The following is a 15317-nucleotide window of genomic DNA, read 5'->3' as shown; positions in this document are numbered from 1 at the left end:
TCACAGCTCCACCCGGCGCGTCGCGCGCAGGACGATCACGAAGAACGGTGCTCCGACGAAGGCGGTGACCACGCCGATCGGCAGTTCGCCGGGGGCGGTCGCGGTGCGGGCGACGAGGTCCGCGAGGACCAGGAACGTCCCGCCGGCCAGCAGCGACATGGGCAGGACGCGGCGGTAGCTGCCGCCCGTGAACCGGCGTACCGCGTGCGGGACGACGATGCCGAGGAACCCGATCAGGCCGCTGATGGCGACCGCCGTCGCGGTCGCCAGCGACGCGGCGAGCAGCACCACGAACCGCACGCGGGCGGCGTTGACGCCGAGCACCGCGGCCTCCTCGTCGCCGACCGTCATGACGTCGAGCAGCCGCCCGTGCAGCAGCAGGACGAATGTGCTCACCGCGGCGTACGGCAGCACGAGGCGCAGTTCGTCCCAGCCGATCGACGTGAGGCTGCCGAGGATCCACGAGTAGATGCGGCGCAGTTCGTCGACCTTGTCCTGTTGGACGAACGTCTGGGCCGCGGAGAGGAACGACGACACCGCGACCCCGGCGAGTACGAGTGTGGTGGTGCCGTCCGCGCGGCCGGCCGTGGTGCCGAGTGCGTAGGCCATGAGCACGCCCCCGATGGCGCCCGCGAAGGCCGCGATCGGGACGACGCCGATGCCGGCGATCTCCTCGGCGTTCGAATAGCCGATCACCAGCGTCGCGCCGAGGCCCGCGCCCGCGGCGGCGCCGAGGAGGTAGGGGTCGGCCATCGGGTTGCGGAAGACGCCCTGGTAGCCGGCGCCGGCGACGGCCAGCAGGCCCCCGACGAGTGCCGCGCCGAGGACGCGCGGCAGGCGGATCTCGACGAGCACCGCGTGTTGGACGGGGGTCAGCCCGTGGTCGACGTGGATGTACGGCAGCCCGTCGACGAGGGCGAGCAGTACGCCGCGCGGGGGCAGGTCGGCCGCCCCCACGAGGATGCCCGCGACGAGCGCAGCGGCCAGGGCCAGGACCGCGGCGGCGTACCCCAGGTACGTGTGGCGGTCCTCGCCCGGCCGACGGCGTCGCGGGAGGAGCGTGGTCACGCGCCGGCGCCGGCCTTCTCGACGGCGGCGGCGACGGCCCGCACCAGGTCCACGACGCGCGGGCCCCAGCGCGACGCGATGTCGTCGTCGAGCGGGACGACGCCGCCGGTCCGCACGGCGGTGATCTTGTCCCAGCCCGGCCGCGTGGCGACGGTCTCGGCGCTCTGGCCGCAGCACTTGGTGTCGGCGAGGAAGACCAGGTCGGGGTCGGCGGTCACGATGTGCTCGGCGGAGACCTGCGGGTAGCCCGAGCCGTCCTTGTCCGCTTCGTCGGCGATGTTCCGCAGCCCGAAGAGGTTGTAGACCGCGCCGATGAACGTCTTGGACGTGACGCTGTAGCCGCTGTTGTCCAGCTCGTGGAAGTACGTCAGCGGCGCGGCGGGCTTCTTCGTCTTGGCCACCACGTCGTCGATGTCCTTCTTCATCTTGGCGGTGACGTCGGCGGCCTCGGCGCTGTGGCCGGTCGCGGTGCCGAGGGTGTTGAACTGCGCGTACATCTCCTCGAACGTCTTGGCGGCGGGCACCTGGACGACCTTGATCTTGACAGCCTCCAGCTTCTGCTTGACGCCGTCGATGTCGTCGGACAGCACCACGAGGTCGGGGGAGTACTTGGCGATCGCCTCGACGTTGGGCTTGTATCCGGACAGCTCGGTCTTGGGCGCCTCGGCGGGGAAGTTCGACTGGTCGTCGACGGCGACGACCTGCCCGCCGGCGCCTATCGCGTACAGCATCTCCGTCGCGGTCGGCGTGAGCGAGACGATCTTGCCGGGGGCGTCGGCGGGCGGGGCGGCGCCGGACCCGGTCGCGGCCGACCCGGGGGCGGTGGCGGCTGCCGCGTCGCCCTTGTCGTCGTCGCCGCAGGCGGTGAGGACCAGCGCGCCCAGGACGAGCGCCGCGGCAGGCCGCAGCACGGTGATGGCCTTCATGAATGCTCCCGCGTCTCGCACGGGTGGGGGACGCAGGACCCGTGGACGGATCGCCCTTCCTACGAGGGCCGATGTCGTCGACGCAGGCGAGGCGACCTGGCTCGTCCGCCCGGCGTCGCCGGGCGGCATCGCAGTTGCGGGACAGCGCCGGGATCACACCGGACTTCGCTGCACTCTGCGTCGTTGGTTCGCGGCGGAACGCTTCCGCCGGATTCAGGACGATACCAACCGGTCCCGGGCCCGTAACGTTGCGGGTGAAGCCGCACCCGCCGACGCACCGAAGGACCAGGGCCATGTACGACATACGCCGGGCCGCCGACCGCTTCCACACCGAGGCGGGATGGCTCGACTCGCACCACAGTTTCTCGTTCAGCCGCCACTACGACCCGGCGAACACCCACTTCGGGCAGCTGCTGGTCAGCAACGACGACATCGTCGCCCCGGGGACCGGCTTCGACACCCACCCGCACCGCGACATGGAGATCGTCACGTGGGTGCTGTCCGGCGGCCTCGTGCACCAGGACTCCGAGGGGCACAGCGGCCTGATCCACCCGGGGCTGGCCCAGCGCATGAGTGCCGGGCGCGGCATCCTGCACTCCGAGAAGAACGACCTGCCTGCCGGCGCCGAGCCGGTGCCGGTCCGGTTCGTCCAGATGTGGGTGCTGCCCGACGAGGGCGGCATCGCCCCCGGCTACGAACAGCTCGACGTCACGGCCGACCTGGCGCGCGGAGGGCTGGTCCCGGTCGCCTCGGGGCGCCCCGGTCACGAGGCCGCGATCCGCATCCACCAGAAGGACGCCGCCCTGCACGCCGCGCGCCTGGCCCCCGGGCAGGCGGTGACGCTCCCGACGGCGCCGTACGTCCACCTCTTCGTCGCCCGCGGCACCGTGGCGCTGGAGGGCGCGGGCCCCCTCGCCGAGGGCGACGCCGTGCGCGTCACGGGCGCGGAAGGGCAGCGCCTCACGGCCGAGACGGACGCGGAGGTACTGGTCTGGGAGATGCACAGCGCCGCCGCCGTCGGCTGATGCCCGCCCGAGGGGCCCGAGGGCCGCGGTCCGCCGCGTTCCCGTGCCCTTCCCCGGCCGCCGGATACGCGCTTGCTTCGAGTGCGCTCTAACTGCTTAGCGTCGTCGTCGCGGGCCACCGCGCCCGCGCCCCCCGCTCCAGGAGGCACCCATGTCGCTCACCGAGGCCGCGCCCCCGGCAGCCGCCGAGATCGGCCGCTACACCATCAGCGAGGTCGCGGCGCGCACCGGCCTCAGCGCGCACACGCTGCGCTGGTACGAGCGCATCGGCCTCATGCCGCACGTCGGCCGCGAGGCTCCGCGGAGCGGGAACGGACGGGCCGGGCGTCGGCGCTACAGCGAACGCGACCTGGGCTTCCTGGACTTCGTCGGCAAGCTGCGGGCCACCGGAATGCCGGTGGCCGACATGATCCGCTACGCGGAACTCGCGCGCGAAGGCGACGCGACGCACGCCGAGCGGCATCGCATGCTCGTCGCGCACCGCGAGGAAGTACGGGCCCGCATCAGCGATCTGACGTCCTGTCTGCTTGTGCTCGACTACAAGATCGACTTCTACGGCGCCTGTACGGTCGCCGGACGGACGGAAGGCGAAGTCACCGAATGATGCGCACCACCACCCTGGGGACGAACGGCCCCACCAGCTCGGTCCAGGGCCTCGGCTGTATGGGCATGAGCGCCTTCTACGCCGGGGCCGAGCACGGCGAATCGCTCGCCACGCTCGGCCTCGCCCGGGAACTGGGCGTCACCCACCTCGACACCTCCGACATGTACGGCGCCGGCCGCAACGAGGAGCTGATCGGTGAGTTCCTGCGCGGCGCGCGGCGGGACGAGGTGATGCTGGCGACCAAGTTCGGTTTGGACGCGCACGCCGGCCCCGGCGACCGCGACATCCGCGGCGACGCGGCGTACGTCAAGGCCGCCTGCGACGCCAGCCTCGCCCGGCTCGGGACCGACGTCATCGACCTCTACTACATGCACCGCCGCGACACGACGGTGCCGATCGAGGAGACCGTCGGCGCGATGGCCGAGCTGGTCGCCGCCGGGAAGGTCCGCCACCTGGGCCTGTCGGAGGTGACCGCGAAGGAGATCCGCGCCGCCTCGGCGGTCCACCCGATCGCGGCCATCCAGGCGGAGTGGTCGCTCTTCGCCCGCGACATCGAGGAGTCGGTCGTCCCGGCGGCCCGCGAGGCGGGTGCGGCGATCGTGCCGTACTCGCCGCTGGGCCGGGGGTTTCTGAGCGCCCTGTGGACGACCTTCGACGATCTGCCGGACGGCGACTTCCGCCGTGCCCAGCCGCGCTTCGTCGGCGACAACGCCCGCATCAACGCCGAACTCCTCGCTCCCCTCAAGGGGATCGCCGAGATCCGCGGCATCACGCCCGCGCAGGTCGCGCTCGCGTGGATCCAGCAGCGCGCCGAGGTGTGGGACATGCCCGTCGTCCCGATCCCCGGCACCACGAAGCGCACCCGGCTCGCGGAGAACGCCGCCGCGGCCGACCTCACCCTCACGGCGGACGAACTCGCGCTGCTGGAACCGATCTCCGCGGCCGTGGCGGGCGACCGCTACGCGGTGATGACGAGCACGTACGTCGGGCCCGGACGGGAGTAGCGCCCGCCCCTCTCCCCACCGCGCGGCGCCGGACCGCGCGTCCGAGGGCGAGTCCGGCGCCGGCTCCGGCAGCGACATCGCCCGCGCCGCCACGGCCCCGGCCGACGCGTTCGCCGCCGCCGCGGGCGCGGACATCGCGGCCTCCCGGCCCGCCGTCGGCCGCACCCTCCCGGGCCTCCGCACCGCCGACATCTACACAGTGCGACGCGCGTAGCGAGAACGATCACCCACCGTAGGGGAAAGGTTACGAATAGGCGTCGGTCGTCACTCCGGGGGTTGTGACGCACCGGCCACGAGGCGTAGCAACTTGGGGACCGGCAGGCGATCGTGCCACCCGTGGGGGTGTTGTGGCTGACGTGGTTTTGGACGGCGTGGGCAAGGTCTACACGGACGGCACCAGAGCGGTCGACGCACTCGATCTGTCCGTCGCCCACGGCGAGTTCCTGGTCCTCGTCGGCCCCTCCGGGTGCGGCAAGACCACCGCCCTGCGCATGGTCGCGGGGCTGGAGGACATCAGCGAGGGCACCGTCAGGATCGGCGACCGCGTCGTCAACCGGGTGCCCTCGCGCGACCGCGACGTCGCGATGGTCTTCCAGAGCTACGCGCTGTACCCGCACCTCAACGTGCGCGACAACATCGGGTTCGGACTGCGGCTGCGCAAGCTGCCCAAGGCCGAGATCCGCGACCGCGTCGCCGAGGCCGCCCGCACCCTCGGCCTCGAGGAGCACCTGCTGCGCAAGCCCCGGCAGCTGTCCGGGGGCCAGCGCCAGCGCGTCGCGATGGGCCGTGCGATCGTCCGCGAGCCGCAGGCGTTCCTCATGGACGAGCCGCTGTCCAACCTGGACGCGAAACTCCGCGTCCAGATGCGCGCCCAGATCGCCCGCCTGACCCGTGAACTCGGCGTCACCACGCTGTATGTGACGCACGATCAGGTCGAGGCGATGACGCTCGGCGACCGGGTCGCGGTGATGCGCAAGGGGGTTCTCCAACAGGTCGCGCCCCCGCAGGAGTTGTACGACCGGCCGGTCAACCTCTTCGTCGCCGGCTTCATCGGCTCGCCCGCGATGAACCTGCTCAGCGGGCGCCTGGAGGCGGCGGGCCCGGGGCTCGCGGTGCGCCTGGGGGAGCAGCGGCTCACCGTCCCCGACCGGCTCGCCGCGGAACGCCCCGCGTTGCGCGCGTACACCGACAAACCGGTGATCGTCGGCATCCGCCCCGAAGACCTCCACGACGCGGCCGACGACACGGGCGAACCGCCCGAGGGCACCCTGCTGCGTGCCGAGGCCGACCTCGTCGAGTCGATGGGCTCCGAGGTCCACGTCCACGTCCGCCTGGCGGTGCCGCCCGCGGTCACCGCCGACGTGCACGAACTCGCCGCGGACGCCGGCGCCGACGAGACACCCGATCCGGGCGCCGACACCTCCGAACTCGTGGCCCGCTTGGGGCCCCGCACCAGCGTGACCGACGGGGACACCGCACGCCTCCGGGTCGCCACCGACCGCATGCACTTCTTCGACCCGGCGACGGGCCTGTCCATCAGGGAGGAATCGTGACGCGAATCGTCGGCCGATCCGGGGGCCGGGGCGTACGGCGGGCGGTCGGGGCGCTGGCCGCCGCGTCGCTGCTGGCGCTCGGGCTGGGGGCGTGCGGCGACGACGGGGACGACGCCGCTCCGTCCGGCGACCAGTCGGCGGCCGGCCCCCGGCTGCCGTCGCTCTCCGGCACCACCGTCAGCGTCGCCGGGGTGTGGACGGGCGACGAACAGGCGTCGTTCAAGAAGGTCCTCACGGACTTCGAGAAGCGCACGGGCGCCAAGACCGAGTTCATCCCGACCGGGGACAGCGCCGCCACGTTCCTCGGCCAGCGCGTCGACGGCAAGGCGCCGCCCGACGTCGCGTTCCTCGCGCAGCCGGGCGCGCTCAAGCAGTTCGCCGAGAAGGGCTGGATCAAGCCGGTCACCCCCGACGTCCAGGCCGCCGTGGAGGCCAACTTCGCGCCGCAATGGGAGAAGCTGGCGTCGTACGACAACAAGCTCTACGGCGTGTACTACAAGGGCGCCAACAAGTCGCTGGTCTGGTACAACACCCGGATCTTCGAGGACGCCGGCGCCACCGAGCCCGCCACGTGGGCCGACCTGCAGAAGACCGCGGCCCTCGTCTCCGACTCGGGGACGCCGCCCTTCGCGGCCGGCGGCGCCGACGGCTGGGTGCTGACCGACTGGTTCGAGAACATCTACCTGAGCCAGGCCGGCCCCGATATGTACGACAAGCTCGCCCGCCACGAGGTCCCGTGGACCGACCCGTCCGTCACGACGGCGCTGGAGGCCCTGGCGCAGGTGTGGAGCAAGGGCGACTGGTTCCCCGGCGGCACCGAGGGCGTGCTCCAGACCGAGTTCCCCGCGTCGGTGCCGCAGGTCTTCGGCGAGTCCCCGAAGGCCGGCATGCTGCCCGGCGGGGACTTCATCGGCACCAACATCATCAAGGACACCAAGGCCGAGGTCGGCAAGGACGCGAAGTTCTTCGCCTTCCCCGCCGTCGCACCCGGAAAGCCCCCGGTCGTGACCGGCGGGGACGTCGCCGTCGCGATGAAGGACAGCCCCGGCGCGATGGCGCTGCTCGCCTACCTCGCGTCGCCGGAGGCCGCGAAGGTCTGGGCGGAGCAGGGCGGCTACATCTCGCCCAACAAGAACCTCGACGTCGTGGCCTACCACGACGACGTCACCCGGCAGATCGCCGAGAAGCTCATCGCCGCCGGCGACGACTTCCGCTTCGACCTGTCCGACCAGGCGCCCTCGGCGTTCGGCGGCACGAAGGGCGAGGGCATGTGGCGCGACCTCCAGGACTTCCTGCGCAACCCGTCCGATGTCGCGGGCGCGCAGGCCAAGTTGGAGGCCGACGCGGCCAAGGCGTTCTCCGGCGCTTGAGGGTGACGGGACGCCATGGCGGAATCGACTGACGCGGCGCCGGCCCCGGCGTCCCACCCCGACGGCCCACCCGCCGACGCGGCCGGGCCCGAGGGAGACGGCTCCCGACGGTTCGGCGCCGGGTGGCTGCTGGGCTGGCTGTTCCTGCTGCCCGCGCTTCTCGTGCTCGGCGTGCTGGTCGGATACCCGATCGTGTGGACCTTCGTCCGCAGCCTCTTCGGTGCCGACGGCTGGTCCGACTTCGCGGGATTCGACAACTACCGGGACCTGTTCACCGACGACGACACCTTCACCGCGCTCAAGAACAACCTCATCTGGGTGCTCGTGGTGCCGGCCGTCGTCACGGCGTTCGGCCTCGTCTTCGCGGTGCTCACCGAACGCGTGCGGTTCGCGACCGCGTTCAAGCTCGTCATCTTCATGCCCATGGCGGTCTCCATGCTCGCCGCGGGCATCATCTTCCGCCTCGTCTACGACCGCGACCCCGACAAGGGCGTCGCGAACGCGGCCCTGGTCAGCGTCGACAAGATGTTCTCCGAAGGCGCCCCCTACCCCGGCGCCCGGCCGCGGCCCGACGGGGGCCTCGATCCCGACGGCGGCGGCTTCGTGACCACGGCGTCGCACGGAGGCGGCAGCAGCGTCCTGCTCCCCCTCGTCGCGCTGCCCGCCGACAAGGTGCCCTCCGACGCGCGGCCCGCGGCCACCGCGCCGCCGCCGGGCACCGGCCTCGCCGGCGTCGTGTGGCTCGACTTCAGCCGGGGCAACGCCGGCGAACCCGGCAAGATCGACGCGGGCGAGGTGGGCCTGCCCGGCGTCCGGATCGAGGCGGTGCGCGACGGCCACACGGTCGCCTCGACCACCACCGCCCGGGACGGCAGCTTCCGGCTCACCGACAGCGCGACCCGCGACGGCCCGGTGCGACTCCGGCTCGCCGACTCCAACTTCACCCAGGCCTTCGGCGGCTACGACTGGCTGGGACCGGGCCTGATCACCCCCGCGATCATCGGCGCGTACGTGTGGATGTGGGCCGGCTTCGCGATGGTCCTGATCGCCGCGGGCCTCGCGGCGATCCCCCGGGACGCCCTGGAGGCCGCCCGCGTCGACGGCGCGACGGAGTGGCAGGTCTTCCGCCGCGTCACCGTGCCGCTGCTCGCCCCCGTGCTGGTCGTCGTGATGGTGACGCTGGTCATCAACGTGCTCAAGGTCTTCGACCTCGTCTACATCATCTCGCTCGGCTCGTCGCAGAAAGAGGCCAACGTCCTCGCGCTCCAGATGTACCTGGCGTCGTTCGGCGGCGGCAACAACCAGGGACTCGGCAGCGCGATCGGCATCGTGCTGTTCCTGCTCGTCCTCCCGGCCATGCTCTTCAACATCCGCCGCTTCCGAAGGGAGAACCGGTGACCTCGGACGTCGGAGAAACCCCCGGTGCGGCCACCGCGACCGGGACGGCCGTCAAAGCGTCCGGCGGCGCGACCCGCGCCGCCGGCGGCCCCGTCAAACGCGGCCTCGCCGCGCGGATCGCGACCAGGACCGGCGGGGGACTGGTCGCGGTCGGCCTGGTCGTCGTCGGGCTGTTCTGGCTCATGCCGACCTTCGGCCTGCTCGTGTCGTCGCTGCGCCCCTCCGACAAGGCCGCCGAAACCGGCTGGTGGCGGGCCTTCCGCGAGCCCGGCCAGTTGACCTGGGAGAACTACGACAAGCTCCTCGGCGACGACGACATGATGCGGGCGTTCCTCAACACGATCTGGATCACCGTGCCCAGCACGCTGCTGGTGATCCTCCTCGGCTCGCTCGCGGCGTACGCCTTCGCCTGGCTCGAATTCCCGGGCCGCGACTGGCTGTTCCTCGTCGTCGTGGCCCTGCTCGTGGTCCCGGTGCAGGTCGCGCTGATCCCCATCTCCAAGCTGTACGGCGAAACGGGCCTCTTCGGGACCATCACCGGCGTCGTGCTCTTCCACGTCGCCTTCGGCCTGCCGTTCGCGGTGTTCCTGCTGCGGAACTACTTCGCGGGCATCCCCAAGGACCTGCTGGAGGCCGCGCGCATGGACGGCGGCACCGACATCACGATCTTCTTCCGCGTCGTCCTCCCGCTCGGTCTCCCGGCGATCGCGTCGCTCGCGATCTTCCAGTTCCTGTGGGTGTGGAACGACATGCTCGTGGCGCTCATCTACGCCGACACCGACTCGGCGCCGCTGACCGTCGCCCTCCAGTCGCAGACCCGGGCGCTCGGCGCCAACATCGACGTCCTCGCTCCCGGGGCGTTCCTGTCCCTCATCGTGCCGCTCACCGTCTTCTTCGCGTTCCAGCGCTACTTCGTGCAGGGCGTGATGGCCGGAGCCGTCAAGTGACGGCCATATAGGAGCGAGTCTTTCCTCTTTCCCTTTTAGAGTCGAGGCATGACGAACCACCGTGTCCTCGGCCACCGCGAGCTCAACCGCGCCCTGCTGGCCCGGCAGCACCTGCTGAGCCGCGTACGCATGCCCGCCCTGGACATGGTGCGCCACCTCGCCGGGCTCCAGGCCCAGCACCCCACGTCCTCCTACTTCACGCTGTGGGCACGCCTCGCGGACTTCGATCCGCAGGAACTCGCCGGCCTCATGACCGACCGCAAGGTGCTCCGCATCGCGCTCATGCGGTCCACGATCCACACCGTCACCGCGGACGACAGCCTCGCGTGGCGCCCGCTGCTGCTCCCGGTCATGGAGCGCATGTTCACCACCAGCCACCTGCGCGCGACCGCGGACGCCGACCGCGACGAACTCACGGCGTTGGGACGGGCGTTCATCGAGGAGAAGCCGCGTACGTTCGCCGAGGTCGGGGCGTACCTCGGGGAACGTTGGCCGGACGCCCAGCCCACCGCGCTCGCCGCGGCGCTGCGCACCTGGGCACCGCTCGTCCAGGTCCCGCCGCGCGGGCTGTGGGGCCGGAGCGGTCCGGTCGCGCACACCACCGCCGAACACTGGCTCGGCCGGCCGCTCGACACCGCGCCCGCGGTCGACGACATGGTGCTGCGCTGCCTCGCGGCCCTCGGCCCGATGACCGCCAAGGACGTCCAGGTCTGGAGCGGCCTGACCCGCCTCGCCCCCGTACTCGAAGGCCTGCGCCCGCGCCTCGTCGCCTTCCGCGACGAGCGGGGCCGCGAACTCTTCGATCTCCCGGACGCACCGCGCCCCGACCCGGAGACCCCGGCACCGGTGCGCTTCATCGCCGACTTCGACAACATCACCCTCTCCCACGACGACCGCACGCGCGTCATCTCCCGCGCCTGGCAGAAGTGGCGCCTCGGCCAGGGCAGCAAGCTGTGGGGCAGCGTGCTCGTCGACGGCTTCGTCCGCGGCGCGTGGCGCGTCGAACGCACGAAGGACACCGCGACACTGCTGGTCGCCTCCGGCCCGGAACCCACCGGGGCGATCGCCTCGCACCGCGACGAACTGGAGGCGGAGGGAGGCCGGTTGCTCGGCTTCGCCGCCCAGGACCGCGACAAACACGACATCGCCTTCGCGTGAGCGGCCCCCATCGGCGTGGCGGGCCGTCGGGGGGAACTCGACCCCTGACGACGGCGGGCGGGCCCGGAGCGCGTGTCGTCGCGCTCCGGGCCCGCCCGGACCATCCGTGTTCCGCGGGGTGTTACGCGTCCCCGCCGACCGTGCCGACGCCCGCCGCCTTCACGTCGAGGATCTGGTAGCGGTCGATGGCCTTCTTGACCGTGCCCGCGTCGACCTCGCCGCGGCGGGCCAGCTCGGACAGCACGCCGACCACGACCGACTCGGCGTCGACGTGGAAGAAGCGCCGGGCCGCGCCGCGCGTGTCGGCGAAGCCGAAGCCGTCGGTGCCCAGGCTCGCGTAGTCGGACGGCACCCACCGCGCGATCTGGTCCGGCACCGACCGCATCCAGTCGGAGACCGCGACGACCGGGCCGGGCCTGCCGTCGAGCACCTGCTGCACGTACGGGATGCGGGGCTCCTCCTCGGGGTGCAGGAGGTTGTGCTCCTCGCACTCCACGGCCTCGCGGCGCAACTCGTTCCAGGACGTCGCCGACCACACGTCCGCGACGACGTTCCAGTCGGCCGCGAGGATGCGCTGCGCCTCGAGCGCCCACGGCATGCCGACCCCCGACGCGAGGATCTGCGCGCGCAGCGCACCCTCGCGCGGCTCGCCGGGCTTGAACAGGTAGAGCCCCTTGAGGATGCCGTCCACGTCGACGCCCTCGGGCTCGGCCGGCTGCGCGATCGGCTCGTTGTAGACCGTCATGTAGTAGTAGACGTCCTCGCCGTGCGGGTGCCGCTCCGACGAGCCGTACATCCGGCGCAGGCCGTCCTTGACGATGTGCGCGATCTCGAACGCGTATGCCGGGTCGTACGCGACCACCGCGGGGTTCGTCGACGCCAGCAGGTGCGAGTGCCCGTCGGCGTGTTGCAGGCCCTCGCCGGTCAGCGTCGTGCGGCCCGCGGTCGCGCCCAGGACGAATCCGCGCGCGAGCTGGTCGGACATCTGCCAGAACTGGTCGCCGGTGCGCTGGAATCCGAACATCGAGTAGAAGACGTACACCGGGATCATCGGCTCGCCGTGCGTCGCGTACGACGACCCCGCCGCGATCAGCGACGCCGTGCAGCCCGCCTCGGAGATGCCCTCGTGCAGCATCTGGCCGCTCGTGGACTCCTTGTACGACAGCAGGAGTTCGCGGTCGACGGCTTCGTAGGTCTGGCCGTGCGGATTGTAGATCTTCGCCGTCGGGAACATCGCGTCCATGCCGAACGTGCGGTACTCGTCCGGCGCGATCGGCACGAACCGCTTGCCGATTGCCGGGTCGCGCATGAGGTCCTTGAGCAGCCGCACGAAGGCCATCGTGGTCGCCATCGGCTGCCGCGCGCCCTTCTTGATCGGCGCGTAGACCTCGTCGCCCGGCAGTTTGACCGGTTTGCCGCGCAGCACGCGCTGCGGCATCGTCCCGCCGAGCGCCGCGCGGCGCTCCATCATGTACTCGATCTCCTCGGACTTCTCGCCCGGGTGGAAGTACGGCGGGAGGTCGGCCTCCAGGTCCTTGTCCGAGATCGGCAGGTAGAGCCGGTCGCGGAACATCTTCAGGTCGGCCTTGGTGAGCTTCTTCATCTGGTGCGTCGCGTTGCGGCTCTCGAAGTTGGGCCCGAGGGTCCAGCCCTTCACCGTCTGCGCGAGGATCACCGTCGGCTGGCCGGTGTGCTCACGTGCCGCCTTGAACGCGGCGTACACCTTGCGGTAGTCGTGGCCGCCGCGGCCCAGCTTGGTCAGCTCGTCGTCGCTGAGGTGTGCGACCATCCTGCGCAGGCGCGCGTCGTCGCCGAAGAAGTGCTCGCGCGCGTACGCGCCGGACTCGACCGCGTAGGTCTGGAACTGCCCGTCCGGCGTCGTGTTCATCTTGTTGACCAGCACGCCGTCGGTGTCCTGGGCCAGCAGCGGGTCCCACGACCGGTCCCAGACGACCTTGATCACGTTCCAGCCGGCGCCGCGGAAGTACGACTCCAGCTCCTGGATGATCTTGCCGTTGCCGCGCACTGGGCCGTCGAGCCGCTGCAGGTTGCAATTGATGACGAACGTGAGGTTGTCGAGCTCCTCGCGCGCCGCGAGGCCGATGTTGCCCAGCGACTCCGGCTCGTCCATCTCGCCGTCGCCGAGGAACGCCCACACGTGGCTGCGCGAGGTGTCCTTGATGTTGCGGTTGTGCAGGTAGCGGTTGAACCGCGCCTGGTAGATCGCGCCGAGCGGGCCGAGGCCCATGGAGACGGTCGGGAACTCCCAGAAGTCCGGCATGAGCCGGGGGTGCGGGTACGACGAGAGGCCGTACGGCGCGTGCGACTGCTCCTGGCGGAACCCGTCCAGGTGCTGCTCGGTCAGGCGCCCCTCCAGGAACGCGCGGGCGTAGATGCCCGGCGCCGCGTGCCCCTGGAAGAAGATCTGGTCGCCGCTCTCGCCGTGGTCCTTGCCGCGGAAGAAGTGGTTGAAGCCGACCTCGTACAGGCTCGCCGAGGAGGCGTACGTCGCGATGTGGCCGCCGACGCCGAGCCCGGGGCGGTTGGCACGGGACACCATGATCGCGGCGTTCCAGCGCACGAAAGCCCGGATGCGGCGCTCGATGTCCTCGTTGCCGGGGAACCACGGCTCGCTCTCCGGCGGGATCGTGTTGATGTAGTCGGTGCTGCGGAGCGCAGGCACACCGACCTGCCGCTCACGGGCCCGTTCGAGCAGCTTGAGCATGATGTAGCGGGCGCGCTGCCGCCCCTGCTCGTTGATGACGGAATCGAGCGACTCAAGCCACTCGCCGGTTTCGCTCGGGTCGATGTCCGGGAGCTGGCTCGGCAGGCCGTCGCTGATGATCGAGAAGCGCTCTCGTCCGGATGCCACGCTGTTCCTTCGCATATCGGTAGATGTCGCGATGATCGACCGGGTAACGGTGTGCCGGAGTCACCGGTCACGCCGCACGTCGGCCGCCACTCAGCGGTGTCGCGCCGCCTCCATCGTGGTACCCGGAGGACGTATACGTCACCTCTACCGATCGGTAATGGACCCGGTGGGTGCCTGCTCGGCGCCCGGCCCGTGTCCACCCTCGCCGCAACGAGCTCGTGGATCCGTACCTCGCAGTGTCCGGCTACCGCGGCAGGGCGGCGCTGCCCTGGGCCCGGCTGTCGCCGGAACCGTCACGCGGAGGCTCGCGGAAGTGGGGTATCCGCGACCGCGAACCAATATGAAGGTTACGCCCAGCACTTTCGCGTACGGCAGGGGCGTAGTTGTCTGGAAGGAGAGGGATGCCGTGACGGGGGACACAGCGGGCACCTCTCGGTGGAATCTGCGGAAGGAGATCCGATGCACGCGACCATCGGCGACCGGCTCACGGTGCACGGCAACCAGGTCGGCCGCGCCGACCGCACCGGCGAGATCCTTGAGGTACGCGGTCCCGACGGGGAGCCGCCGTACGTCGTCCGCTTCGACGACGGGCACACCGGGCTGATCTTCCCGGGGCCCGACGCCGAGGTCGAGGAGGCGCGGCGGGGCCCGGCCGTGACCCCGATGTCCGCGCGGCGGCGCCAGAGCTGGTAAAGCGGGGCCCGGGCGCGCACACCCGCCGCACGCCGGGCTCGTGCCCGGGCCGTGCGCCCATTACGTCCCGGCGGAGGTGTTTGGGCGGCGGCGTGACCTGGGTACTTGCGCGAAAAGCCCGGCGCGTGTGGACTACGGCCACAGCCCCGGCACAAGGCGGGGCCGAACATGGGAGGTTACTTCGTGAGCGCGACCGCGGACCACGCGGAGGAACGGTCCAACCCGCTTGCGCGGCTTGGGTTCCAGCCCGGACAAGTGGTCCAGGAGCTCGGTTACGACGACGACTGCGACGAGGAGTTCCGCGAGGCCATCGTCGGCGTCACGGGCAACGAACTCGTGGACGAGGACTACGACGAGGACGTCGCCGACGTCGTCATCCTGTGGTATCGCGAGGGCGACGGCGATCTCGTCGAGGCCCTCATGGATGCCTTGACCACGCTCACGGACGGCGGCACGGTGTGGCTGCTGACCCCCAAGACGGGCCGTGACGGCTATGTCGAGCCGAGCGAGATCGGTGAATCGGCCCCCACGGCCGGCCTCACCGGCACGACCACCACCGCCGTCGCCAAGGACTGGTCCGGCACCCGCCTGGTCGCCCCGAAGACGGCCCGAAGCGGCGGTCGCAAGTAACACCGCGCGACCGACACAGCGAACGGAGGGCGCGGGAACGTCGGTGGGATTTTCTCATCGCACGGTTCC

General features: G+C 71.4%; 13 protein-coding genes. 10 read left to right on the top strand and 3 right to left on the bottom strand.

The window, feature by feature from the left end:
- Both LO772_RS11100 and LO772_RS11095 read right to left on the bottom strand, forming a co-directional pair.
- On the bottom strand, positions 1-1068 hold the full coding sequence (locus LO772_RS11100) for a FecCD family ABC transporter permease (RefSeq protein ID WP_231778239.1): 1068 nt from the start codon (positions 1066-1068) through the stop codon (positions 1-3).
- On the bottom strand, positions 1065-1994 hold the full coding sequence (locus LO772_RS11095; protein ID WP_231778238.1) for an ABC transporter substrate-binding protein: 930 nt from the start codon (positions 1992-1994) through the stop codon (positions 1065-1067). Before LO772_RS11095 ends, LO772_RS11100 begins: the two co-directional genes overlap by 4 nt.
- Positions 1995-2287: 293 nt before the next feature.
- Here LO772_RS11095 and LO772_RS11090 point away from each other — a divergent pair, with 293 nt between their 5' ends.
- The 8 genes from LO772_RS11090 (at position 2288) to LO772_RS11055 (ending at position 11053) form a co-directional block, all read left to right on the top strand.
- Positions 2288-3019 (top strand): pirin family protein, encoded by a 732-nt coding sequence (locus LO772_RS11090; protein WP_231778237.1) that lies wholly within the window; start codon positions 2288-2290, stop codon positions 3017-3019.
- 151 nt (positions 3020-3170) lie between these two features.
- A complete protein-coding gene (locus LO772_RS11085) occupies positions 3171-3623 on the top strand; it encodes a MerR family transcriptional regulator (RefSeq protein WP_231778236.1) in 453 nt (150 codons plus the stop codon).
- On the top strand, positions 3623-4627 hold the full coding sequence (locus tag LO772_RS11080) for an aldo/keto reductase (RefSeq protein WP_443089449.1): 1005 nt from the start codon (positions 3623-3625) through the stop codon (positions 4625-4627). Before LO772_RS11085 ends, LO772_RS11080 begins: the two co-directional genes overlap by 1 nt.
- Positions 4628-4974: 347 nt before the next feature.
- Positions 4975-6180 carry an ABC transporter ATP-binding protein gene (locus tag LO772_RS11075; protein ID WP_231778234.1) on the top strand — a complete coding sequence of 402 codons (1206 nt, stop codon included), beginning with the start codon at positions 4975-4977 and terminating at the stop codon, positions 6178-6180.
- On the top strand, positions 6177-7550 hold the full coding sequence (locus LO772_RS11070; protein ID WP_231778233.1) for an ABC transporter substrate-binding protein: 1374 nt from the start codon (positions 6177-6179) through the stop codon (positions 7548-7550). The genes LO772_RS11075 and LO772_RS11070 overlap by 4 nt, the downstream gene beginning before the upstream one ends.
- A 15-nt stretch (positions 7551-7565) precedes the next feature.
- Positions 7566-8948, top strand: a complete 1383-nt coding sequence (locus LO772_RS11065; protein ID WP_231778232.1) for an ABC transporter permease — start codon at positions 7566-7568, stop codon at positions 8946-8948.
- A complete protein-coding gene (locus LO772_RS11060; RefSeq protein WP_443089392.1) occupies positions 8945-9895 on the top strand; it encodes a carbohydrate ABC transporter permease in 951 nt (316 codons plus the stop codon). The genes LO772_RS11065 and LO772_RS11060 overlap by 4 nt, the downstream gene beginning before the upstream one ends.
- Before the next feature lie 48 nt (positions 9896-9943).
- Positions 9944-11053: a winged helix DNA-binding domain-containing protein gene (locus tag LO772_RS11055; protein WP_231778231.1), complete on the top strand. Its 1110-nt coding sequence runs from the start codon at positions 9944-9946 to the stop codon at positions 11051-11053.
- 121 nt (positions 11054-11174) lie between these two features.
- Here the strand turns inward: LO772_RS11055 and aceE are convergent, their stop codons facing one another.
- Positions 11175-13940 carry a pyruvate dehydrogenase (acetyl-transferring), homodimeric type gene (gene aceE, locus LO772_RS11050; protein ID WP_443089391.1) on the bottom strand — a complete coding sequence of 922 codons (2766 nt, stop codon included), beginning with the start codon at positions 13938-13940 and terminating at the stop codon, positions 11175-11177.
- A gap of 444 nt (positions 13941-14384) precedes the next feature.
- Between aceE and LO772_RS11045 the strand changes: the two genes are divergently transcribed.
- Together LO772_RS11045 and LO772_RS11040 are read left to right on the top strand one after the other, a co-directional pair.
- On the top strand, positions 14385-14618 hold the full coding sequence (locus LO772_RS11045; protein ID WP_231778229.1) for a DUF1918 domain-containing protein: 234 nt from the start codon (positions 14385-14387) through the stop codon (positions 14616-14618).
- 183 nt (positions 14619-14801) lie between these two features.
- Entirely contained in the window at positions 14802-15248 is a 447-nt protein-coding gene (locus LO772_RS11040) for a DUF3052 domain-containing protein (RefSeq protein ID WP_231779495.1), read from the top strand.
- Positions 15249-15317 lie beyond the last annotated feature (69 nt).

It is taken from the genome of Yinghuangia sp. ASG 101, assembly GCF_021165735.1.
Classification (GTDB): domain Bacteria; phylum Actinomycetota; class Actinomycetes; order Streptomycetales; family Streptomycetaceae; genus Yinghuangia.
This window is presented reverse-complemented; position numbering and strand designations above follow the sequence as displayed.